Raw genomic sequence first — 20,889 nt, 5'->3', positions numbered from 1 at the left:
ATGCCAGACGTCCCGGTGCGACGGCCGCCGGCGACGGATTTGCTTTGCGTAGGCCGGTCCGAATTTCCGCCCCCATCGGCGGATCGTTTCATACGAAACGACGACGCCGCGCTCCAGCAGCAATTCCTCGATCAGGCGCAGGCTCAGCGGGAACCGAAAGTACAACCAGACTGCATGGGCGATGTTCTGCTGCGGGAAACGGTGGCGCTTGTAGCTGATGGCTGAATTCTTCATCCCACCATCTCTACGCCCCACTCACTGACAGCAGGTTTATGTGACAACACCAAGCAAGTTGCCCTGCCGCATCATCTGTCATCATTTGAATATCTTCCAAGCGGTTTCATTGGCGCGAGGTAGCGCTTATGAGATGGGATGCATACTGCGACGCGACAGGGCGATCGTCAGCCATATTGCCGAGACCAGAAAATAGAATGCACCCACGCCAGCGTAGCCTGCGACCGTGGCGATAGAAGGCTCATTCGGCATTTGCGCTTGAAAGATGAAGAGTGCACCGGCCACAGAGGATTGGCCACCGCTCAAAATCATCGCCCACTGACCTCCACTCGTTCTCCAACGCCGCACGGCAGTTCCAAGCTGCAACAGTCCTGAAAAAATCGCCCATAGACCGAAAGCGCCGAGAACCCAGTTCATGTTCATTGTCAACGCCAGGATCACGGCTATCGTCATAACCGAGCTCGCTGCGACGTTGATCGCTTGGCTCCGGTTGGCGGCAAATCCACCACTCCTGGCCGCGTCAACGACGTTGGCCGCGGCATCCCACGCCGGATAGATGATCAGCAACGCGGCGGCCACTGCAAACGACTGCCGCCCGACAGTGAGCGCAGCCGCAACCCACATCACTGAGAAGGCCGCTCTGACGAAATAATACTGCTTGAGCCACTGGTCGTTGTCGCGTGTGGCGCGGAAGGTCTGAGTTGTCGACATTGTTTTCTTCCACTTTCTGAATTGGTATATGGGAGGTCCGCGCGAGCCTTGTCAGACGAAGCCAACATGCTTGCCAAATGGGGTGTTCTCGTCCCAATCATTTCGGCCGATACGATCGCTTTCACCGGAGAGTTTTACGGCGTTCTGTGAGCTGTCGTGAGAGGGAACCTTTGCCCTGTCACGCTGGTCGCTCTCCAAGCGCATGCGTTTCTCGAATGCCTCGCTGATCGCCTCCTGCCGCTTTGCGACCCATCGACCGTCGGGATCGGAGAGGATCGAATTGGTTTGGCCGATGTCGACCTGGCGAGACGAAGCTGTCGCAGAAATCGGCATGACTTCCTGAACCTTGCGTCTGCTCATGAACTGTCCTCCTGCTGCTTTTCTCAGGGCCCTAGATCCCGGCGTACCATTCGTAGCCGCGGTCTTCCCAATAACCGCCGTTCCCGCCCCACAAGCCGGCGAAGCTGTCGACCAGTTCTATGCGCATGATGTACTTGGCCTGTTTGTAGCCCAGCTGCCGCTCGACCCTCAGGCGCAAGGGGGCACCGTGGCCGACGCTGAGGTCTTGGCCATTCATCTCGTAGGCGAGGATGGTTTGCGGATGAACCGCGTCGATGAGATCGATGCTCTCGTAGTATCGGCCGCTTCCATCCAGCGTCTTTTCAAGTTCATCGGCACAATGAAGCACGACATACCGCGCCGTTGGCTTGAGCCCGGCTAAACGGAGCAGGCTGGCAAGCGGCACACCTGTCCATTTGCCGATGGCGCTCCAGCCCTCGACGCAGTCGTGGCGTGTGATCTGGGTGCGGGAGGGAAGTGTCTTCAGATCGGCGAGCGAAAATGCCTGCGGCCGATCGACAAGGCCGTCGATCTTCAATCGCCAATTCGCAAACTTCCCTTCCAGCAATTCCGCATATTCATCGCTGTCCGGGGCGCTCGTTCCGTTGACGCGGAAGGACGGAGAAATGTCCTTTTCGTCAAACTCGCGCGCCAGTGCATCGCTTCCCTGAAGCAGTCTCTGCGCTTTCATGGTCAGTTGCTCGGCTGAGCGAAGGACATTGGCAACGTCTGCGTTCTGGTCCAACAGGTCGCAGCCCGAAAGGGTAAGGGCGCTGGCTCCAAGCGTGCCGCCGATGAGAAGGCGGCGTCGGGTGAAAAGCTTGCTCATGATTGCGGGCCTTTCTCCTGGATCGCATAGCGTCCGGTGATCATCGAGCGGATGTTGTTCCAGGTCCCGGACAGGACCACCATTGCCACGTGCACGATGACGAAGATGACAAGCGCCGACGCTGTGATGAAATGGATCGTGCGCGCGGACTGGCGTCCGCCGAAAATATCGACAAGGGACGGCAGAGCGGCATCGACGCCCGGTGACATGGTCAGGCCCGTCAAGACCATCATAGGCAGGAGAACGACAATGACCGCCAGATAGGTGAGCTTTTGAAGTGCATTGTAATGCCTTGCCTTCTCCCCTTCGGGGAAGCGGAGACGAGCGTGGTCGAGGACCTCGCGGCCGAGATGGCGAGGTGATAGTTCGTGCACCTTTGGTGCCAGGTCTCGCCTGAAATGTCCGCTCAGCACGCTGAAGCCGAGATAGACAACGCCGTTGATCACAAACAGCCAGGCGAAGAAGAAATGCCAGCGACGTCCGGCCGCAAGATCCTGGAATGAAGGGATGGTTGCCCAAGAGGGAAAAGCGCGTGAGACTTGTTCGCCTTCAACATTCGACACGCCGAGGACGCCTGTGGTGGGTAGTTTCAGGCCTGCAATGCGAACAAAACCGCGCGGTTGGTCGCCTTCGTCATCGGCGCCAATCGTCAAGACGGCAGGATCACCGTCGGCGCCATAATGTCCCCAGTATAGTTCGGGGTGGGCGTTGAAGATCTGCAGCCCGCTCAGAAGAAGGAAGGTAAGGCAGAGCATGTTCAGCCAGTGCGTGAGCCGGGTCACGACGGAGTGGCGGCGGATAACGATCGTCCGAGGATATTGAACATTGTCATTGGAAGCGTCTGCGCTCATCTCAGCGTCTTTCAACTGTGCATTTAACGGCTGCATTCCAAGCAGCGCCGATCTGTAGTAGCTGGCCGAAGCAGTAAGGCGGCTGCTCCGGCCAGTGACGGCGTGGTCTTCACATGGGGGGAATCACGCCATTCTTGCCGACGACGACCTGATGGGCGATGGGGCCGGTTGCAGCCTTTTCGGCAGTGACGAAGACAACGGCACCCGGTACGAGATCATCCTTGGTGGCCGCAGCAATGGTCACGACCGGTGTCCCATCCGGAATGGCGATCTTCTTTTCCTTGCCATGATAGGTCACGGTGACAGTCCGGCCATCGACGCCTTTAACGGCATCCGCGACCGTCGCATTGGTCATGCTGCTGTCGGGCTTCAGATCCCAACCGTAGCTCCCCTCGCCCGTGCCTTTCATTGCCGGCGGGAAAATGAGGACCTCAAGCGCACCATCGCCGCCGTCGGCCTTTGGCAATGATGCGATACCCACAAAATCGCCCGGCTTGATGTCGGTGACCTTTGCGTTGGCAACGCTGGCGACTTTCCAGTCGTCGGCAAGGGCGACGTCGACGGTCTCACCTTCGCGGGTCTTCACTTTGAGCGTTGACGCCTGGTAGTCGACGATGCTGCCGCGGACATGGATCGGCGCGGCTTTCTTATCCTCGGCAGATGCGGGCGCCGAAAGGACAGTTATAGAAAGGATGCTGGTCAGCCCGAGAGCCAAGGCCGGGAAAGCATTTCTCATTTTTATCTTCCTACTAGTTGGTAGTTTCGATGGACGCGTATGACCCGAGTAGCCTTGCCACGCAGGATTAGTGAGAGACTGTCGGCGTGAGACGATTGAGGGCAGGTTCGAGTATCATTGAGAACACTTCCGGCTTCCCATTGGCTCTCGCCGAAAGCATTGCCCCGTATACGGTTGCCAGAAATGTTTCGGCTTCAACATGCGGCGCACTGGTAAGACTCAGTTCGCCCTGCTTGGAACCGCGTTCCATGACCGAAGCCAGCCACGAGGAGATGAAGCGAAAAAAGTTCGTCACCTCTGTTGCGACTTCCGTGGGGAGGGAAGGCAGCTCACTGGCAAGCATAGCACAGACACAGTAGGGTCTGCTGGCATCCTCAATGCATGCAGCCCAGTGGTTTGCATAAGCCTTGAGGATGTCCAGAGCATTCGGAACCTTCTGCTCAAGGACTGCCACGCTTGCGTGGCCATCCTCTCGATAACGCTTGACCAGCTCACGCACCAGATCGACCTTGCTAGGAAAATGATGATGAATGCTTGCTTTGCGGATACCAACAATCTCCGAGATATCAGCGTAGCTGAAGCCATTGTAGCCGCCGCTTATCAGAAGGTTTCGGGTGGACGCCAGAATGTCGTCGGAGGTGGTCGAAAGATTGCTCATGCAGCCTGTCTACCTTCTAGTAGGCAGATCGTCAACAACAAATTTTGGGTTTGCGTCAGCCGTCCGTGGAGACGGTCACGAGGCGGTGGCATTCTGCGTGAAGTCATGCTCGGCCGACAGATTTTGACCGATGCCGTTCGGATCGCGCGACGTCGGCCTTTGCCTCAAGGACTCACTGGAAGCGGGTTATCGACGATGCTGCGATTGAAGGCTTCGAAAAAGTCATGCTCCTTCGCGCCCGGATTGTCACGCAAGGGCCTGATGGCATCGACGATCACTTCGGGGGTGTCTGTGGCGAGCGCAACCAGCGTCTGCTCGATAAAATCGGGCAACGGCATGGCGCGCGGGTCACCGCTTTTATAGATCAGATCGGTGTCCACCCACGGCGGAGCGATTTCCTGCACGCGCACTGTGGTGTCGCGCAGTTGAAAGCGCTGCGACAGAGCAAAGGAATGAAGCGCCGCCTTGGTCGCCGAATAGATCGCGTTACCGGCGATCGGAACGAAGGCAAGCACGCTGGTGGTGTACAACACAGTTGCGTCGGGTTTCGTCTTCAGATGTTCGATCAGGGCAGAGGTCACACGGATGGGTCCAAGCAGGTTGGTGGCGATCAGGTCCTGCATGACGGCGTCGTCAACCGGTCCGGAGACATCGTCAAAGGGCATGAAGCCGGCATTGTTGAACACCACGTTGAGATCGGGATGGTTTTCGATCAGTTGCCGCGCGGCGGACTGGATGCTGTCGAGGCTCGACACATCGAGCGTGATCGCCGCCATGCCGGGGTTGGCTGAGGTCACTTCGTCGAGCAACGGGGTGCGCCGCCCGGAGACGATCACCTTGTTGCCGAGGCGATGGAGAGCTTCCGCAAGGCCCCGCCCGATACCGCTCGTGCCGCCGGTGATGAAGATGGTGTTGCCAGTCAGTTTCATGGGATCAGTCTCTCATTCTGGAGAGGGTTCGAACGTGTTCAGGCTGCTGTGGTGAAGCGTGGAGCCGGCCGGGTGGCGGAAAGCTGCGGGCCGAGGGCGAGACGTGCCGCCTCATAGGCGGTCCACAGCTCGATATCCTGGAGCGCGGGGATGGTGTCGGTCTCGCCCTGATCGAGCCCTGTAAGCGCTGCATCGACCATGTCTTCGGCCTGCATAACGATTTCGGTGGGAAGATGCTCGACCGGCAGGCCACCGAGAGCCCAGAAATCGGTCCGTGTCGCGCCGGGCAGCACGGCCTGGGCGCGGATGCCGCGGTCCGCAAGTTCGTGGTTGAGAGAAGTGGTAAACGCCTGAACGAAAGCCTTTGTCCCTCCATAGACGCCGTTGAGCAATTCGGGCGCGACCGCAACAATCGAGGCGATATTGATCACCGTGCCGCCGCCGCGCGCTACGAAACCGGGCACTGCCGCATAGGTCAAGCGCATCAAGGCGGTCACGTTGAGGCGCACCATAGCTTCCATGCGGTCGACATCACTTTCCATCAGCGTCGTGTGGGTGCCGATACCAGCATTGTTGACCAGCGCCGTGATGCTGGCATCAGAGCGCAGCACATTCTCGACGCGGGCAAGATCGGCCGCGTCGGCCAGATCGGCTGCAAGCACTCCGACCGCACGGTTCGTCTTGTCCGAGATCGCCGAGGCAAGCGTCTGAAGCTTGTCCCTGTTGCGGGCAACGAGGATCAGGTCGTAGCCGCGCGCGGCAAGACGGTCAGCATAGATCGCGCCGATGCCGGTGGAGGCGCCGGTGATGAGTGCAGTTCCCCTGGTGGTCATGGGTCTGTTCCTTGTTTGTGGAGAAAGCGCCATCGCTTTCGACAAGGACGTTATGGAGCAACTGACATTTGTCCGAAATGACATATAAACTACGTTTTTCAGACATAAAACTTGGAGGGTTGAATGCCTCACGTTTCCATGGTGCTGACGCCGGGCTTCCAGTTTCTCGCACTCGGCGTGCCGCGGCCCAGAGGCCCTGGACGAGGCAGCAGCCGAAATTGGTTGTCAGGCCGCTGTTGTAACCGACGTGCCCTCGTCCAGCGATGTGGTGGTTCTCACAGTGCCGTTCGCGGCTGCGTTCGCAGCTTGCACAGCAGTTCCTTCATGGCAAGATCGTCATCGATACGAACAACTACTACCCGGATCGGGATGGCACTATCAATGCGCTCGACCGACGCCAGACGACAATGTCGCAAATGATCGCAAGCCATTTCCAAGGGGCGACGATCATCAAGGCGTCAACGCCATTCTGGAGAAAGACCTTCTCGGTCCTGGTGGACTTCCAAACAGAGCCAAGTGTGCCTTGCCGATTGCGGGTGACGATGCCGCCGCCAGGGTCATTGTGGCCATCCTATCCGACTCAACATGAAGCATGTCACCACGATCGAGCGATAACGTGCCTGCCGTTGAGCGCCGAGAACTCGATGACTCATCGGCAAATTTCTACGTATTTCCCAGGACGAAGTCGAAGACTGGTTCAGGCTGTGCCTTGGTCGTCGTCCGCGATGCCGGCATAGCCTCAGCTGTCGCTTCGGCGAGATCAGCAAGTTGCCGAGGCGATATGCCTATGGCGCTCGAGAAATGGCCATGCGGCGCCGGGGTGAGGTTTCGCAACAGCGCGCTGGCGCGTCCAGCATGACGCATCGCTGGCGTCCGTTTGCCCTCCCGGATCTTTATCCCGGCTGCGGATAGCAAGATTAATCCCTTCAGGAAGGCCCGCAACTGGCTTCCTCTCTCTGCAGCCTGCCAAAGTCCCTCCCACGCCTCGTGAGCTTCCCAATAGTACCCATGATTGAAGAGGTCCTGGCCCCAGGCGAATTCCTCAGAATCGAGAGACGCACGAACTAAAACCGGCGGGACACCGTAGCTGTGTCCTCCAGGATCACGGACTGGATGTGGACCCTCACCGGGCAAGTAGGCGTAGCGGGGGAATGATCTATTTGGAAGTAACCGAAGACGTCCCATAGCCCTAAGTCCTTTGCAAAACCTTGAGACAGCATGCTCTTAGCTTGCTGGATGGACAACCGCCCCCGCGTAACCTGGCCTGAGAGCAAAGGCATGAGCCGCCTTGATGGGAACCGAACCTTCGACCCGCAAGGTCCAGACCAATTTAAAATTCAAAGATCTTTAAATAGCAGAAGTTTAGTATGCTGTGCACTGAGTGCGGCTGGCGATAACCTGAGATCATGAACTGAGAAGCGCTGTCCATTCCCAGAGAATGCGAAACATTCAGCGATCGCGTTGATCGACCTCCTGTTCCGAGGCTTTCTGGCGAGGCAACCGAAGACCACCTCGCCAGGACCTTTTACTTGCCGTGCCCGATGGCCAACCCACGGGTTAATCTGTACCGGAGACGGCAAGACCGGGATCGTAAAACTTGAATACTCAAATACGCGCAAGTCACTCTCCAGTCTTTTGAAGGTCTCAGATCGTTTGAAAAAGCGACTATTCGTAGTGGCGAGCTACAGCATATCCACCTGCGCTAGCGAGCCCTGTCAGCACAGTGCCCCAGATCATATCGACGACGCTGAGGGTTACGGGCCAGTTCTTTATGGTTGACAGATTGGTGATATCGTAGGTCCCGTAAGCGGCGAGCCCGAGCAAGGCGCCATTGCCGGCCGCTGTCCAGAGCGACCCCACTTCAAGCCCGGGCCGGACTGCCAGAACAACAATCGCTACAGCGAAGAACAGGTAAAACACTGTGGCCACCGCAAGATTTGGCGACGGCAGCATCAGATCGCCGAGTTGCTTTTGGTAGAACTTGCGGGCAACTACGCCCAGCCAGATGGCATCGATAGCCAAGAACAGGACGAGCGTCGAGAAATAGGCAATTCCAAATGTCTTCATCGTACTCATCCGTTTTCTGTATTGTCGCAAGGCTGACCATCGGTCGATTAGACCGTTGGCGCGGGCTGAGGAAATTACGTGGACGTTATGCGGCTGCCGCCGATCGGCGCTTCAGCCATCGCAGCACACGTATTTCTTCCTCGTCTAGCCACTGCTGCAAACGCTCGCTTTTGCTCTTGAGCTTCAGGACGTCTCGCAGCATCCCCGACTGGAAATCCTCAAACACGGCTGGATGGATGTAGGATGAGCGGCACACAGCGCGTGTGTTGACGAGCTTTGCAGCCACTGCGTCGATCGCTTCGTTCAACTGACGGTTCAGTTCGCGCTTTGTGGCCGCCACCTCAAGCGCCGCCAATGCCTCGACGGCCATGCAGGTGGCGCCCCAAGTTCGGAACTGCTTAGAGCTGAAGCTGTCGCCGGTTACCTCACGGATATAGTCATTAACGTCGTGTGAGGAAATCGCGCGGCAACCGCCTTCGTCGCATACGTATTGGAAGAGATGCTGACCTGGAAGCTCCTGCAGTTTTCGAACAACGTTGGCGATACGCCGATCGCTGTGCGCCAGATTCCATTCCTTGCCAGACTTGCCTTTAAAGCGGAACTTCAAGCTGCCGCCCTCGACCTTTACATGCCGGCTGCGCAACGTCGTCAGACCGTAGGACTTGTTCACCTCTGCATAGGCCGTGTTACCAATGCGGATGTAGAGGTTGTCGAGCATCCAGACGACCGTGGCCAGAGCTTTGTCCATTCCCAGACCGCGGGAGCGTAGGTCTTGCTCTACGCGTTCGCGCAAGTCCGGCAAACGGTCGGCGAAATCGACCAGCCGTTCAAATTTCGCTATACCGCGTTCGGCATGCCAGTCTGCGTGGTAGCGATACTGGCGACGTCCTCGCGCATCTTTGCCGATTGCCTGCAGATGCGAAAAAGGGTTCGTCGAGATCACGACATCGGTATAGGCTGGAGGGATCGCCAAGGCATTCAGCCGCTTGATCTCCTCGGCTTCCTTAATCCGTCGCCCATCCGGACGATAATAAAGAAAGCCTTTGGCGCCTACCTTACGCGTGATCCCCGTTTCAAGGCCAGGGACATAGACTAGTCCTGAAGCGAGCTTTGCGTCCGCGGCAATCGTGTCGATTTTCGTGATGATCTGGTTCATTGGCCAATAACTCACAGATCGAGCGGCTGTTCCGCGCTGCGGGACAATCGGCGAGCCGACGATCCGGAACATCATCGCGGCTTCTTCGTTAGCCGCCTCCCGTGAACGCAAAAGGAAACTTCAATGACATTGAACGGCAGAAAGATTGCAATTCTTATCGCACCGCGCGGTACCGAGGAGCCCGAATTCAAGCAGCCGAAGGACGCCGTTGAGGCGGCTGGTGCGATGGTGGCCGTAATCGGTATCGAGACCGGCGAGGCCAAGACAAATAACAACGACCTCGATGCTGGCGGCAGCTACCAGGTGGACAATGTGGTTTCTGAGGTTTCCGCTGAGGAATTCGACGGCCTTGTCATTCCCGGCGGTTGTGTCGGTGCGGACAAGCTCCGGGCCGACAAGGACGTGGTCGCTCTCGTGCAATCGTTCTTCCAGCAGGGCAAACCGGTGGGCGTCATCTGTCACGGACCTTGGCTGTTGGTAGAAGCCGACGTCCTTCAGGGACGGACCGTGACCTCGTTTCCGACTGTCCGCAAAGATATTGAAAACGCAGGCGGCATATGGGTTGATGAGGAAGTGGTCTGCGATCAGGGCCTCGTCACCAGCAGAACACCTGACGACCTTCCGGCATTCTGTGACAAGATCGTCGAGGAGTTCGAAGAAGGAAAACATCGAGGGCAAACGCGCAGCGCTTAACCTACTGTTTCGGACTATATATCAGCAATTTCGCGAGCGGAACTTTCGCTCGAAGTGCAGCGTTTCCCGTTCTTTCGGGGAGCGCCTCATGTCGATATCACAGCCAATCCGCTATTCATCTGATCTGGAGAGCATCAAGGATGATGAGACAGAGACGATCGCTGGCCTAAACGAACATTTCGACGTCATCATGCAGAAGACAGCAGAAGACTACGGTCACGCCGTCCGCTCAGTGCATGCAAAGGCGCACGGCATCATCGAGGCGGAAATGACGGTCGCAGGCGGCTTGCCGCATGAGCTGGCCCAGGGCATGTTCGCGACGCCTGGAGCGCATAAGGTTTTTCTTCGCCTCTCGACGAATGCCGGCGATATTCTTCCTGACGCAATCTCCTTGCCTCGAGGCCTTGCCATGAAGGTGCTTGATGTCGAAGGGTCCCGGCTTCCGGATGCCGAAGGCTCGACACAAGATTTCATCATGGTCAACGGTCCCGTCTTCCAGGCGCCAACCGCCAAGAAATTCCTATCCAGTCTGAAGCTTCTCGCCAAAACGACGGACAGGATGGAGGGCACAAAGACCGTGATGTCGAGCGTACTCCAGACGGTGAACAAGGGCCTTGAAGCCGTTGGCGTTTCAAGCCCGAGTATCCAATCGCTCGGTGGCGCGCCGAACCTCGATCCACTCGGAGAGACATACTTCAGCGTCACACCGTTCCGCTATGGTGATTACATTGCCAAATTCAAATTGAAGCCGATCTCGCGTGACCTGACAAAGCGGACGGACACCCTCATTGACGCAAGCGTTCGTGAAAACGCCGTTCGCGAAACTGTTCAGGCGGAAATGCAGGAAACCAACGGGGTCTGGGAATTCCAGGTCCAGCTCTGTCGAAATTTGGAAAACCAGCCCATCGAAGACCCGACGGTCGAGTGGAACGAGGAAGACGCTCCGTTCCTCACCGTCGCGACGGTCACCGCGATGCCACAAGATAGCTGGCGCGATGTGAACGTGAAAAAGGTCGATGAAGAGATGCGGTTCAGCGTTTGGACGGGTTTAGAAGCCCACCGGCCCCTCGGCAACATCAATCGGGCGCGTAAGGATCCGTACCGCCATTCGGCAGAATTCCGAGCCCGATTTAACGGTTGTCCGTTCCACGAACCGTCCCGCTGATCCGAGCTAGGAATGTCTCGCGAGGCGTTCCGGTAAACGGAGTGCCTTTGTTTGTTCTGATCGGAAAGCATCTATGACTAAGGTAATGCAAAATCCTGAATCCGAAGGCACCTCAGGTGGCTGGGGATCAGTCAAATCGATCGCACGTATCATCGGTGATGAGCGGCCCTCCCCAATGGTGCTTGAGGAACTGGCCCGGCAGAACAAGCCGGGTGGCGTGATGTGCGTTTCCTGCGCCTGGCCTAAACCAGTAAACTACCACCCTTTCGAATTTTGCGAGAACGGCGCGAAAGCGACAATCTCGGACCTAACGAGCGCTCGCTGCACGCCTGAATTCTGGACTGATCACACTGTGACGGCGCTTCGCGACTGGAAAGACTACGACCTCGAGCAAACCGGCCGGCTGACCCACCCCTTACGTTACGACAGGGCGACCGATCGTTACGTCGAAGTCGCTTGGGAAGACGCCTTCGAAGATATCGGTAGAACATTGCAGTCCGTCCCGCGCGAAAGTGTTGTTTTCTATTCTTCTGGTCATGCGGGGTTGGAAGCATCCTACCTCTACGCATTGCTGGCTCGGACCTACGGAAACAACAATCTTCCACAAAGCTCCAACATGTGCCACGAGACGACATCGGTCGGGCTGCAGAAGGTGATCGGTTCTCCAGTCGGAACCATCGTTTGGGATGACCTGGAGAAGGCTGACGCATTCTTCTTCTTCGGTCAAAATCCCGGGTCAAACAGCCCGCGCTTCCTTCACCCACTCCAGGAGGCGAAAAAGCGCGGCGCGAAAATAGTGACGTTCAATCCCGTCATGGAGCAGGGCCTCGTTTCCTTCGTAAACCCGCAGAGCCCTGTCGATATGCTGACGGGGCGCGAGACCCAGATCAGCGACGAGTATCTCCAGGTTCGCGCTGGCGGTGACATCGCTGCCATTCTCGGTCTTTGTAAGGTCATCGTCGAGGCAGACGATGCCGCCGTGGCGAACAGAGCATCGCGCGTTCTCGACGTCCCCTTCATCGAGGAGCACACGGTCGGTTTCGACAGCTTCATCGATCTCATCCGATCGACAGAGTGGGAGACCATCGAGGCAGAAAGCGGCCTGACTGAGAACGCGATCAGACGTGCCGGTGAGATCTACGTTCAATCGAAGCGTGTTATAGGTGTCTATGGCATGGGGCTAACCCAGCACTCTCAGGGCGCGCTGAACGTTGCCATGATCGTCAATCTCCTTCTTCTGCGCGGCAACATTGGTCGCGAGGGCGCCGGCTGCTGTCCGGTACGCGGCCACTCGAACGTTCAAGGCCAACGAACTGTCGGTATTGCCGAAAAGACCAAGCTTATCCCCATGGACAAGTTGAAGTCCCTCTTCGATTTCGACCCGCCAACCGAAGATGGTGTGACTATCGTCGATGCTGTGAAGGGAATGATGGCAGGAAAGATCAAGGCAACCATATCGCTTGGCGGTAACCTGGTCCGCGCCGTTCCCGATCAGAAGGCAATGGAAAACGCCTGGGCCCAGCAGGATTTGACCGTTGTCGTTTCGACGAAGCTGAACCGAAGCCACCTCTTTCCAGGCGCGAAGTCCTACATCCTTCCGTGCCTTTCACGCTTAGAGCGCGACGAGCAAGCCACGGGTGCGCAGTCCGTCACCACCGAAGACAGCTTTTCCCACATCTCGGGATCCGTCGGCAAACGTACGCCAGCCTCCAAACACCTTCGAAGCGAGCTTGCAATCGTGACCGGCATTGCGAGAGCGACCGTTGCCCCGAGCCCAACGCTGAAATGGGATGAGTGGACCGGCAATTACAGTCTCGTCCGTGACCTCATCGAGGCGACCTACCCGGATCAATTCGAGCACTATAACGATCGTATGTTTAAGCCGGGCGGATTTTACCGGGGCAATGCGGCACACGAGCGCGTCTGGAAGACCGAAGAGAAGAAGGCAGTCTTCACGACACCCAAACAGCTCAACGCCTTGGCGTTCAGCGACGCCGAAGGGCGCTACCGCCTCGTCACCATGCGGTCGAATGATCAGTTCAACACGACGATTTATGGATATTCAGATCGGTTTCGCGGGATCGAAGGAACCCGAGACGTGGTGCTGATGTGCGCCGATGATATCCAGTCGGCGGGGCTGCACGAGGGGCAGGTCATTACCCTTGTGAGCGATTTCGAAGACGGGATCACGCGTGAGCTTCCCGGTCTCACGGTAACCAAACATAATCTTCCGCCAGGGACAATTGGAGCGTATTATCCAGAGGCCAATGTGCTGGTTGCCGTCGACCATCATGATGAGTTGTCGAAGACGCCAGCGTCGAAAGCGGTGCCTGTCCGGATACAGGTGAAAACCCACGCAGCCCAATAATTAGTATCACGAGGTCACATGATGGACGCATACCTGTTTTCGACTGACCATGCCGGCTCGCATCCGCCTTACCTGATCGTTCCCGATCAGAATTCCCCTCGCCCGGGACATCCTGATGGCAAGTCTTGGGTCCCTTTCAAAGCGATTGGATTCAAGGACGCTACGTTGGTCGGTGATCCTGAGGCAATCGAAAAAGCTGTCAAGGCAGACGGATCGTACGTTGGAGGTTAGATAGAGTGCCCGGTTATTGTCTCAGCCTTGGTCAGTTTCATTCAAGCTATGAGACGCTGCGGTTATTACCGCACACGGCTTCACAACCCGGGTTAGCCCTTTTGAACCGTAGTCTGGTCCGAAGCCTGGCTGGACCGTTACTGGTGGCATTCACACGAATTCGATAGCGCGGGCCTTAGCTGACCTAGCAGCCTCCGCGGCACGACGGCTACGAGCTGGCCGCGTCACGTCGGCGATAATAGATTCAGCAACGATCTTTCCGAGCTCAGCGGCACTGGTGATGCCTTGTACAAAGGGCCGCTTGTGGAGAAGGTAGGAAACGGCAGGGATGTACAGACGCCGCACAGGCTTGATCCCGGCAATAAGTGGCCGACATTGCTCGTCGACATCAATGCCCCCGGTACGGATTGAGTTTCCACGCGGCGTGATGGTTCGTGCTTGCGATATCAGTCGAGCGTCGTGAAGCGACGGGAACGGCAAATCATCCGCCGATAAAGTTTTCTGTCCCGTGGCGTCGATCAAGGTATCGAACTGCAGCGTGCCGTCCTCGAAAGTGACGGTAGCACCGCGTTCGACATTGTCGGTTACGATCTCTGATCGGTCGCCAAGCTTTACAATATTCAGCCTATTGGCCTTACGGAGCGCAATCAGGCGCTCGATCGATAGATGGGGTACGGTGGCATAATCGTCGGCAAATATGCTCTTGAACGATCGGTTGAACCGGTCAAGGTCTTCGGCGGTGAAGTAGCTGACTGCGGTCTCAATAATCTCGTGGGTGATGAGGATCGCATACCGCCATCCAACGGTATGTTTCGCTAAGTAGTTTTGTTTTGCTTCATTAAGGTTCGATGCCGCCCATTCAAACGGATCACATTTGTCTCTGACGCCGTAATAGGCTGTTGCAAACGTGTCGACCGTCAGCCCTTCAAGCCCGATGAGCCGAGCATATTCTGGATCGGCGACCAAAAGTTCCTGACGGAAGAGGTCGAACACATCGTCGAGCAGACCGCTACTCCCGAGCGTAATACGGGCAGACACCGCTTGCGCTGTGCAGATCAGCGGGTCTTTGTAGGGGATGGGGAAGAAGAAGTCTGCCTCGGGCAGTAGACCTTTGCGAGACATCATCGACACTTCAAACCCGTCGTGACCATCCTTAATCTGGTAGTCGAGACAACCATCCGCGTTTCGATCGAAGCGGCCAAACATGGTCGCGACGGTCATTACCGCGTCAATCGCACTGAGCGATGTTCCGAGCACACCGATCTTGCCACTCGGGATCGAATGCAACGCGGTAGCGGGCCACGGGGCGGCAAAATAACCCGGCGACGTTTCGGGCGCGGACGGGAAACTGTGTCCCGTCGCTACAATCACATAATCGAAGAGTTCGATGCTCGCATCGTCTCCGTATTTTAAAGCGAAATGACTACCGCTGGGCGCGATGTCCGCGACCTGACAGCGCTCGCAGACACAGATCGTATAGTTCGCCTGCTCACCCAGTGCGACGATCGTCTCGAACTGCGCTCGGAAATAGTCGCCGATAACCACACGCGGGTAGAAGGCACGATCAGATATGCCGATGCGTTCGATCTCGAATTCCGACAGATATTCTTCGGATTGTTTGGCAAGCCAGGCAACGAGGGTCTCAGGAAGATCAGGGATTTCGATGCTTGGAATGTTCGACAGCATCGCCGGATCATTGATCCCGCGCTGGTAGGGCGTCCCCTTGCCGGCGACGTCCGACGCTTCAAGGATGACGATTGCCAACGGTGACTTAGACTTTATGAGATTTTGCAGGGCATACAGAGCCGTCGGGCCGGACCCGACGATGGCGACGCGTTTACGCATTTGGGGCTCCAGCAGCGCGGGACGCACTGCGCAGCTACCAAACGATTACGACGACGACCTGTTCCAACGTTGGCTGGTCACTCATTGACGACAGGCACGAAAAAGCCATTTACGCCGTGGACGGAGAAACAGAAGGCAAACGTATGAAGCTTTTCATGTTCTACATTGGCGGCGATTGCGGTGGATCGAACATCGAGTTGCATGATATCCGGTTTTCGATCGGAGAGAGCGCGGAAGCCTGCTACGACGACCTGCGGCGGCAATGGTGGGGCGATCCAAAAGGTCTCCACCTTGATTGTTGGGGCGAGCTCACCCAGGCGGATGGGTACGATATTAAACTGTTGACCACCTCACCCACAGACATTGAGAAAAAGTTGTTCTTCCTCAATCTCGGAGGATATGACGCCAACGAGTTCGGGGAGATCCACAAGAACGTCCTTCTCATCGCTCCAGACGCGCGAGCTGCCACGAAAAAGGCATTGTCGCGAGTCCGGCATTGGACGTTGCCCCATAAGGACAACGTCTTCGAGGTGGAAAAGGCGATCGACGTCAGCGCACAAGCAAAGCACTATGGATACTCGATCCGGTTGACAAAAGCTCTGGAGGAACGGCCGTTCGAATTCGTCTGCAAATATCTGAGGCTTGCCTAGCCTGTCGATTTCCGCCGCAGGATCATTGCCGGACCCATTCGTCGCCGCGGGCAGCGTGACCCACACTTATACGACATGCAGGATAACCGTTGGCCGCACCCCAGACTAGAGCAGAACCATGAGCGAGCAAGCAGTGTCAGCGATTCTGAGCTTTGTCGCAAGTCGACCCACGGGCACGACGTGCCCGAGCGAAGTCGCACGCAGCCTCGCAAAGGACAACAACGCTCCACTCGACTGGCGCGAATACATGCCTATTGTTCACGACGCAGTTGATGACCTTGTGGAGCTAGGAGAGATCGTTCTGACATGGAAGTCCTCATCGATGACCGAACGATCAGGTCCCGATCGTATAAGCTCCCCGCACAAGCAGGATTGAGGATGTACTTGCCGATTAAAGAACGTGAGTAGGTTCCTTTTCAGGCGAGCATCTGACGAACTTTTTCTGCAATCGTATCCATTTGAACGGTTTTGTCAGCACCTGCATATCGTCGCTGAGGTCGCCACTTTTGAGCACAGCATTCTCAGCATATCCGGTGATGAAAAGCACCTTGATCCCGGACCTCATTGCACGGACCGCATCCGCCAACTGCCTCCCGTTCATTCCGCCAGGTAAGCCGACGTCAATTGTGCATGTTTTCCGTAGTTTGCAGCCTGGCTCTAACGGTAGGTTTTAGGGAGAAATGCATCACGAGCGCCCAGTTTTGCGGAGGAATGTCGATCTCGATCGTCGTTTTATCATCTAAACGTACGATTTCGCACTAATCTTGTTCTGACCTCTAACCGTCGTGGTGCCTCCCCAATCCATCCAGTTGACTGCATCCCCATCCGTGAGCGTCCCGCGAAGAAGTTCACGCAGGTAAAAGTCATGGTTCCTAAGGATCAGGCAGGACCCCGGATAGAGGTCGAGCGTCGAACAGACCTGATCAAGCACCTTTGGACTATGAGGGCCACGATCAATCAGATCGTCCAGGAATATCACAACCGGTTTGGATTGGACTTTATTCGATTCCTCGGCGATGTAATCGAGCATCGCGCCGAGAAGGTCTGCGCGTCCATGGACGTCGGCGATAGCATACATAACAGGCGGAAAGTTATCGGTGGCGCTCACAATTATTCCTGCAAATGAATGTTGAGGCTACCAACTGCCCTCACGTTTTCAGTCCGTCAAAACTGGAGCAGCCAGATCGGCACCAAGTTCGAGTTTGTCGGGCATATACCCTAACTTTGTTAGATGAAGGCGCTCCATCAGAAGGTCGGCAAGAGAACTCTTAAAGACAACCAAGTTTCATATAGATTATGTCGGCATCACCTCAAAGGCCCGCCGACATCATCTCCAAAAACCTGGATCGAGCAGTCAACTGCCGATGGAGTCATGCTGCAAATGTTCGTCGGGTCAGCCCTAAGAGAATACTGGTCTCCATCAACGAGTTTTGAACATTTATTGGTGCGTAACCGTCAGGCTGATCGACTTTGATGGACGTAGGTTGCAGCATTCGCTGCGGCTTGCGTTTTCGAGCATTCGCACGTCACAAACATCTTTTCTTGTTTTGTCACAATCATTCGACGCAAGCGCTCCTCAGAACGTCGCGCATGACTTTGCCCAACGGGATTGGCTGCGGTGGATCCTGTTTCCTTAATCGCTCAGCGGATCTGCAACCGCCCCGCTACCATTTCGGCCACATCAGAAAATGATATGATCCCGAGTGACAGCGACGTGACGTCTGATCCGGTCACCAGCACCGGCACCCGTTCGCGGGTATGGTCCGTCCCGGCCCAAGTCGGATCATTGCCGTGGTCGGCAGTGATGATAAGAAGATCACCTTCGCGCAGGCGGCTCGTCAGTTCCGGCAGGCGGGCATCGAAGGCTTCGAGCGCGCGAGCATAACCGGAAACGTTACGGCGGTGGCCCCAAAGGCTGTCAAACTCGATGAAATTGGCAAAGACCAGATCACCGTCCTCCGCCTTGTCTGTCCATTCCAGAGCGTGGTCGAACAGCGCCATGTCGTCCTTGCCCTTGGACACGCCGGTAATGCTCTTCATCGCAAAGATGTCGCCGATCTTGCCGACCGCATGCACGCGACCGCCGGCAGCGACCACCCGGTCGCAAAGCGTGCCGTCAGGCGGTGCGATGGCAAAATCCTTGCGGTTGGCGGTGCGGGTGAAACTGCCCGGCGCTTCGCCGACGAACGGCCGTGCGATGATGCGGCCGACATTCAGCGGATGAAAGATCTCGGCAGCAATGCGGCAGGTGTCCAGCAGCCGATCGAGCCCGTAATGGGTTTCATGCGCGGCGATCTGCACGACGCTGTCTGCAGACGTGTAGACGATCGGCTTGCCGGTCGCGATATGCTCGAGACCGAAGGCATCGATGACTTCGGTGCCGGAGGCGTGGTTGTTGGCGAGTGTGCCGGCAATGCCGGCGCGTGACAAGAGTTCCGCCATCAGCTCGGCAGGGAAAGCAGGCTCGGTGCGCGGGAAATAATGCCAGTCACGTTCGACAGGCACGCCCGCCAGTTCCCAATGGCCGGATTGGGTATCCTTGCCGGCCGAGACTTCCTGCGCCGCGCCATAACGACCGGCGGGGACGGAAGAGAGGCCGGGGGCTGTCTTGCCCGAGGCGAGCGTGATCGCCGCGCCAAGCCCGAGCGCATCCATGTTCGGCACCTTCAGCGGTCCGCTCCTGCCATCCTCCGCGCGACCTTCGGCGCAGGCCTCGGCAATATGCAGGAGCGTGTTGGCACCCTCATCGCCATAACGTGCCGCATCGGGTGCTCCGCCGCAGCCGACGGAATCGAGAACGCAGAGGAAGACGCGTGCCATGACCTATCTCAAGACAGCTGGAAGCGGCCGAGCGAACGGCGGCGGATCAGTTCGATCACCTCGTAGAAGGCCCAGCCGATCAACGACAACAGAATGACCATGCCGATGACCACCGATGTGTCGCTGTTCTCCTGACCGGACGACAGAAGATAACCAAGCCCCTCATTGGCGCCAATCAGCTCGCCGATGACAGCAGCGGTCATGGCCAGCGTGGTGGCGACCGCCATTCCGGCAAGAACCGACGGCAGCGCCGAGGGCAGTTCGATATGGCGGAACCGCTGCCAGGGGCTGAGTTTCAGCACGGTGGCGAGATCACGGAAACTGCCTTCGCCATAACGGAGGCCCGTCACCATGCCGGACATGACCGGAAAAAAGGTGACGATGGCGATCAGCACGATTTTGGGTGTCGGCCCGATGCCGAGCCACAACAGCAGAAGCGGCGCGATGGCTATTTTCGGGGCGGTCTGCAAAAGCAGGATGAGCGGCGTGGCAAAGCGTTCTGCCCGTGGGAAGCGTGCGAATACCACGCCGGCAAAGATACCAGCGGCGGTTCCGAACACGAAGCCCGCGACGATTTCCGACAGTGTCACCCAGATGTGGCGGGTGAGCTTGGCGTTTTCGAACAGGAAGACAATACGGTTGAACACTTCGACAGGGCCCGGCAGCAGAAATGCCGGGACATCGAAGAGATAGACGATTGCCGTCCACAGGACCAGGGTCGCGATCAGACCCGCAATGCCACGCAGGATCATCAGGCTTACTTTCCGATCATGGACGGATCGACGACGAAGTCTTCAGCCTTCGGAGCGCTGTCGATCACCTTGAACTGCGCAAGGATATCGGCGTTCTTCTGCCAGCCGGCGATATCGGCCGCACCGAGACCCTTTTCCTTGGTGAGTGCGCTCTGCCAGACCGACGGAACGAAGGTCTTTTCGAAGGCGGTGGTAAGGATCGGCTTCTGATCCTTCGGCCAGGTCGGGGCGTATTTTTCGAGCGCGATGTCGAGCGCTTCCGGCACGTGGCCGTCGATGACCCATTCATAGGACTGCGTGACGGCGGTGGTGAAACGCTTCACGACATCTGCATTTTCGGACAATTTCTTGTCGCTGGCGACGACGACATTACCGAAGGATGGCAGGAAGTCGTTGGACAGGATCATGGTGATCTTGGTGCCGTCGGCCTCGAGATTGTACTTGCGAAGCTCGGAGAAGACGATCGCATCGACCTGACCGGCCTGCAGCGACTGGACGATGGCGCCGGTGGCGACGGCTTCGACGGTGACGTCATCGAGCGTCAGGCCCGCCTGCTGGAGGCCCACCTGCAGTTGCAGGTAGTTCGGGCTTGCAAGGCTGGTGACGGCGATCTTCTTGCCCTTCAGGTCCTTGTAGGTCTTGATGCCGCTTGCTTCCTTGGCCAACAGCGCGCCGATTCCGCGCTGGTAGGTCGTGTGGACGACCTTGACCGGCAGGCCATTGGCGGCAGCGGCAACCACGGCATCACCATTCGGGAAGCCGAAATCGACATTGCCGGCGGCAATGTTGGTGAGGATGTCGGCAGCGGCGGCATAGATGAACTCGACCTCGATGCCGTTCTTTTCGAAGATGCCCTTTTCGACGCCGGCATATAATGGCGCATAAAACGGTGCGGCGGCGCCATCGATCTGAAGGATCACCTTGTCGGCGGCTTCCGCCGTCATGGCAAAGAAGGGCGAGGTGATCAGGGCGGCAAGGCTTGCTGCCGTGGTGACGCGGAACTTGAACATTGTTGTGATCCC

Annotated in this window: 21 protein-coding genes and 2 pseudogenes; 5 read left to right on the top strand and 18 right to left on the bottom strand. The window is 57.2% G+C overall.

Features of this window, described 5'->3' with window-relative positions:
* From ACI3K0_RS27920 to ACI3K0_RS27865, 12 genes and pseudogenes are all read right to left on the bottom strand, one after another.
* Nucleotides 1–234: pseudogene (locus ACI3K0_RS27920) on the bottom strand (IS6 family transposase); the annotation flags it as partial.
* Between the two features lie 126 nt (nucleotides 235–360).
* Nucleotides 361–945, bottom strand: coding sequence for a DUF308 domain-containing protein (locus ACI3K0_RS27915; RefSeq protein ID WP_404946735.1), 585 nt, complete (start codon nucleotides 943–945; stop codon nucleotides 361–363).
* 51 nt (nucleotides 946–996) lie between these two features.
* The gene (locus ACI3K0_RS27910) at nucleotides 997–1,305 is read right to left on the bottom strand and encodes a hypothetical protein (RefSeq protein ID WP_286195194.1); all 309 of its coding nucleotides are present in this window, start codon (nucleotides 1,303–1,305) and stop codon (nucleotides 997–999) included.
* A gap of 31 nt (nucleotides 1,306–1,336) precedes the next feature.
* A complete protein-coding gene (locus tag ACI3K0_RS27905; RefSeq protein WP_206829503.1) occupies nucleotides 1,337–2,113 on the bottom strand; it encodes a molybdopterin-binding protein in 777 nt (258 codons plus the stop codon).
* Nucleotides 2,110–2,964: a cytochrome b/b6 domain-containing protein gene (locus ACI3K0_RS27900; protein WP_206829502.1), complete on the bottom strand. Its 855-nt coding sequence runs from the start codon at nucleotides 2,962–2,964 to the stop codon at nucleotides 2,110–2,112. Before ACI3K0_RS27900 ends, ACI3K0_RS27905 begins: the two co-directional genes overlap by 4 nt.
* A gap of 109 nt (nucleotides 2,965–3,073) precedes the next feature.
* Nucleotides 3,074–3,700, bottom strand: coding sequence for a hypothetical protein (locus ACI3K0_RS27895; RefSeq protein ID WP_206829501.1), 627 nt, complete (start codon nucleotides 3,698–3,700; stop codon nucleotides 3,074–3,076).
* A 67-nt stretch (nucleotides 3,701–3,767) separates the two neighbouring features.
* The gene (locus ACI3K0_RS27890; protein ID WP_206829500.1) at nucleotides 3,768–4,358 is read right to left on the bottom strand and encodes a TetR/AcrR family transcriptional regulator; all 591 of its coding nucleotides are present in this window, start codon (nucleotides 4,356–4,358) and stop codon (nucleotides 3,768–3,770) included.
* Nucleotides 4,359–4,522: 164 nt separating this feature from the next.
* Nucleotides 4,523–5,287: an SDR family oxidoreductase gene (locus tag ACI3K0_RS27885; RefSeq protein WP_404946734.1), complete on the bottom strand. Its 765-nt coding sequence runs from the start codon at nucleotides 5,285–5,287 to the stop codon at nucleotides 4,523–4,525.
* 38 nt (nucleotides 5,288–5,325) lie between these two features.
* Entirely contained in the window at nucleotides 5,326–6,120 is a 795-nt protein-coding gene (locus ACI3K0_RS27880) for an SDR family NAD(P)-dependent oxidoreductase (RefSeq protein WP_404946733.1), read from the bottom strand.
* Between the two features lie 663 nt (nucleotides 6,121–6,783).
* Complete coding sequence (locus ACI3K0_RS27875; protein ID WP_206829497.1) at nucleotides 6,784–7,305, bottom strand: DUF309 domain-containing protein; 522 nt, start codon at nucleotides 7,303–7,305, stop codon at nucleotides 6,784–6,786.
* Nucleotides 7,306–7,785: 480 nt separating this feature from the next.
* Nucleotides 7,786–8,187 carry a DUF2177 family protein gene (locus tag ACI3K0_RS27870; RefSeq protein WP_404946732.1) on the bottom strand — a complete coding sequence of 134 codons (402 nt, stop codon included), beginning with the start codon at nucleotides 8,185–8,187 and terminating at the stop codon, nucleotides 7,786–7,788.
* An 85-nt stretch (nucleotides 8,188–8,272) separates the two neighbouring features.
* Nucleotides 8,273–9,343 carry a DNA topoisomerase IB gene (locus tag ACI3K0_RS27865; RefSeq protein WP_206829593.1) on the bottom strand — a complete coding sequence of 357 codons (1,071 nt, stop codon included), beginning with the start codon at nucleotides 9,341–9,343 and terminating at the stop codon, nucleotides 8,273–8,275.
* Between the two features lie 123 nt (nucleotides 9,344–9,466).
* Between ACI3K0_RS27865 and ACI3K0_RS27860 the strand changes: the two genes are divergently transcribed.
* From ACI3K0_RS27860 to ACI3K0_RS27850, 3 genes are all read left to right on the top strand, one after another.
* Nucleotides 9,467–10,036 (top strand): type 1 glutamine amidotransferase domain-containing protein, encoded by a 570-nt coding sequence (locus tag ACI3K0_RS27860; RefSeq protein WP_206829589.1) that lies wholly within the window; start codon nucleotides 9,467–9,469, stop codon nucleotides 10,034–10,036.
* A gap of 88 nt (nucleotides 10,037–10,124) precedes the next feature.
* The gene (locus ACI3K0_RS27855) at nucleotides 10,125–11,201 is read left to right on the top strand and encodes a catalase family protein (protein ID WP_404946731.1); all 1,077 of its coding nucleotides are present in this window, start codon (nucleotides 10,125–10,127) and stop codon (nucleotides 11,199–11,201) included.
* Nucleotides 11,202–11,274: 73 nt separating this feature from the next.
* Entirely contained in the window at nucleotides 11,275–13,569 is a 2,295-nt protein-coding gene (locus ACI3K0_RS27850) for an FdhF/YdeP family oxidoreductase (protein ID WP_404946730.1), read from the top strand.
* Nucleotides 13,570–13,950: 381 nt separating this feature from the next.
* On the opposite strand, the gene ACI3K0_RS27845 is transcribed toward ACI3K0_RS27850, so the two are convergent.
* Complete coding sequence (locus tag ACI3K0_RS27845; RefSeq protein ID WP_404946729.1) at nucleotides 13,951–15,645, bottom strand: FAD/NAD(P)-binding protein; 1,695 nt, start codon at nucleotides 15,643–15,645, stop codon at nucleotides 13,951–13,953.
* A gap of 155 nt (nucleotides 15,646–15,800) precedes the next feature.
* On the opposite strand from ACI3K0_RS27845, the gene ACI3K0_RS27840 reads away from it, so the two are divergent.
* Nucleotides 15,801–16,295, top strand: a complete 495-nt coding sequence (locus ACI3K0_RS27840; protein ID WP_404946728.1) for a DUF1543 domain-containing protein — start codon at nucleotides 15,801–15,803, stop codon at nucleotides 16,293–16,295.
* Nucleotides 16,296–16,413: 118 nt separating this feature from the next.
* Nucleotides 16,414–16,671: a DUF3253 domain-containing protein gene (locus ACI3K0_RS27835; RefSeq protein WP_404946727.1), complete on the top strand. Its 258-nt coding sequence runs from the start codon at nucleotides 16,414–16,416 to the stop codon at nucleotides 16,669–16,671.
* 40 nt (nucleotides 16,672–16,711) lie between these two features.
* On the opposite strand, the pseudogene ACI3K0_RS27830 reads toward ACI3K0_RS27835, so the two are convergent.
* From ACI3K0_RS27830 to ACI3K0_RS27810, 5 genes and pseudogenes are all read right to left on the bottom strand, one after another.
* Nucleotides 16,712–16,917: pseudogene (locus tag ACI3K0_RS27830) on the bottom strand (hypothetical protein); the annotation flags it as partial.
* 117 nt (nucleotides 16,918–17,034) lie between these two features.
* Nucleotides 17,035–17,403 (bottom strand): metallophosphoesterase, encoded by a 369-nt coding sequence (locus ACI3K0_RS27825; protein WP_404946726.1) that lies wholly within the window; start codon nucleotides 17,401–17,403, stop codon nucleotides 17,035–17,037.
* 533 nt (nucleotides 17,404–17,936) lie between these two features.
* On the bottom strand, nucleotides 17,937–19,115 hold the full coding sequence (locus ACI3K0_RS27820; RefSeq protein WP_148147124.1) for a phosphopentomutase: 1,179 nt from the start codon (nucleotides 19,113–19,115) through the stop codon (nucleotides 17,937–17,939).
* Between the two features lie 8 nt (nucleotides 19,116–19,123).
* Nucleotides 19,124–19,867, bottom strand: a complete 744-nt coding sequence (locus ACI3K0_RS27815) for an ABC transporter permease (RefSeq protein ID WP_148147123.1) — start codon at nucleotides 19,865–19,867, stop codon at nucleotides 19,124–19,126.
* A 5-nt stretch (nucleotides 19,868–19,872) separates the two neighbouring features.
* Nucleotides 19,873–20,877 carry an ABC transporter substrate-binding protein gene (locus ACI3K0_RS27810; protein ID WP_404946725.1) on the bottom strand — a complete coding sequence of 335 codons (1,005 nt, stop codon included), beginning with the start codon at nucleotides 20,875–20,877 and terminating at the stop codon, nucleotides 19,873–19,875.
* Nucleotides 20,878–20,889 lie beyond the last annotated feature (12 nt).

The sequence above is a fragment of the Rhizobium sp. ZW T2_16 genome, from assembly GCF_044987325.1.
In the GTDB taxonomy this organism is placed as follows: domain Bacteria; phylum Pseudomonadota; class Alphaproteobacteria; order Rhizobiales; family Rhizobiaceae; genus Neorhizobium; species Neorhizobium cellulosilyticum.
This window is presented reverse-complemented; position numbering and strand designations above follow the sequence as displayed.

Bases quoted from the DNA above. Each gene is read 5' to 3' on its own strand.
- ACI3K0_RS27875 (WP_206829497.1), bottom strand. From the start codon at position 7,305: ATGGGACGTCTTCGGTTACTTCCAAATAGATCATTCCCCCGCTACGCC.
- ACI3K0_RS27885 (WP_404946734.1), bottom strand. From the start codon at position 5,287: ATGAAACTGACTGGCAACACCATCTTCATCACCGGCGGCACGAGCGGT.
- ACI3K0_RS27900 (WP_206829502.1), bottom strand. From the start codon at position 2,964: ATGAGCGCAGACGCTTCCAATGACAATGTTCAATATCCTCGGACGATC.
- ACI3K0_RS27840 (WP_404946728.1), top strand. From the start codon at position 15,801: ATGTTCTACATTGGCGGCGATTGCGGTGGATCGAACATCGAGTTGCAT.
- ACI3K0_RS27810 (WP_404946725.1), bottom strand. From the start codon at position 20,877: ATGTTCAAGTTCCGCGTCACCACGGCAGCAAGCCTTGCCGCCCTGATC.
- ACI3K0_RS27860 (WP_206829589.1), top strand. From the start codon at position 9,467: ATGACATTGAACGGCAGAAAGATTGCAATTCTTATCGCACCGCGCGGT.
- ACI3K0_RS27880 (WP_404946733.1), bottom strand. From the start codon at position 6,120: ATGACCACCAGGGGAACTGCACTCATCACCGGCGCCTCCACCGGCATC.
- ACI3K0_RS27850 (WP_404946730.1), top strand. From the start codon at position 11,275: ATGACTAAGGTAATGCAAAATCCTGAATCCGAAGGCACCTCAGGTGGC.
- ACI3K0_RS27905 (WP_206829503.1), bottom strand. From the start codon at position 2,113: ATGAGCAAGCTTTTCACCCGACGCCGCCTTCTCATCGGCGGCACGCTT.
- ACI3K0_RS27820 (WP_148147124.1), bottom strand. From the start codon at position 19,115: ATGGCACGCGTCTTCCTCTGCGTTCTCGATTCCGTCGGCTGCGGCGGA.
- ACI3K0_RS27855 (WP_404946731.1), top strand. From the start codon at position 10,125: ATGTCGATATCACAGCCAATCCGCTATTCATCTGATCTGGAGAGCATC.
- ACI3K0_RS27870 (WP_404946732.1), bottom strand. From the start codon at position 8,187: ATGAAGACATTTGGAATTGCCTATTTCTCGACGCTCGTCCTGTTCTTG.
- ACI3K0_RS27890 (WP_206829500.1), bottom strand. From the start codon at position 4,358: ATGAGCAATCTTTCGACCACCTCCGACGACATTCTGGCGTCCACCCGA.
- ACI3K0_RS27835 (WP_404946727.1), top strand. From the start codon at position 16,414: ATGAGCGAGCAAGCAGTGTCAGCGATTCTGAGCTTTGTCGCAAGTCGA.
- ACI3K0_RS27815 (WP_148147123.1), bottom strand. From the start codon at position 19,867: ATGATCCTGCGTGGCATTGCGGGTCTGATCGCGACCCTGGTCCTGTGG.
- ACI3K0_RS27895 (WP_206829501.1), bottom strand. From the start codon at position 3,700: ATGAGAAATGCTTTCCCGGCCTTGGCTCTCGGGCTGACCAGCATCCTT.
- ACI3K0_RS27915 (WP_404946735.1), bottom strand. From the start codon at position 945: ATGTCGACAACTCAGACCTTCCGCGCCACACGCGACAACGACCAGTGG.
- ACI3K0_RS27910 (WP_286195194.1), bottom strand. From the start codon at position 1,305: ATGAGCAGACGCAAGGTTCAGGAAGTCATGCCGATTTCTGCGACAGCT.
- ACI3K0_RS27845 (WP_404946729.1), bottom strand. From the start codon at position 15,645: ATGCGTAAACGCGTCGCCATCGTCGGGTCCGGCCCGACGGCTCTGTAT.
- ACI3K0_RS27865 (WP_206829593.1), bottom strand. From the start codon at position 9,343: ATGAACCAGATCATCACGAAAATCGACACGATTGCCGCGGACGCAAAG.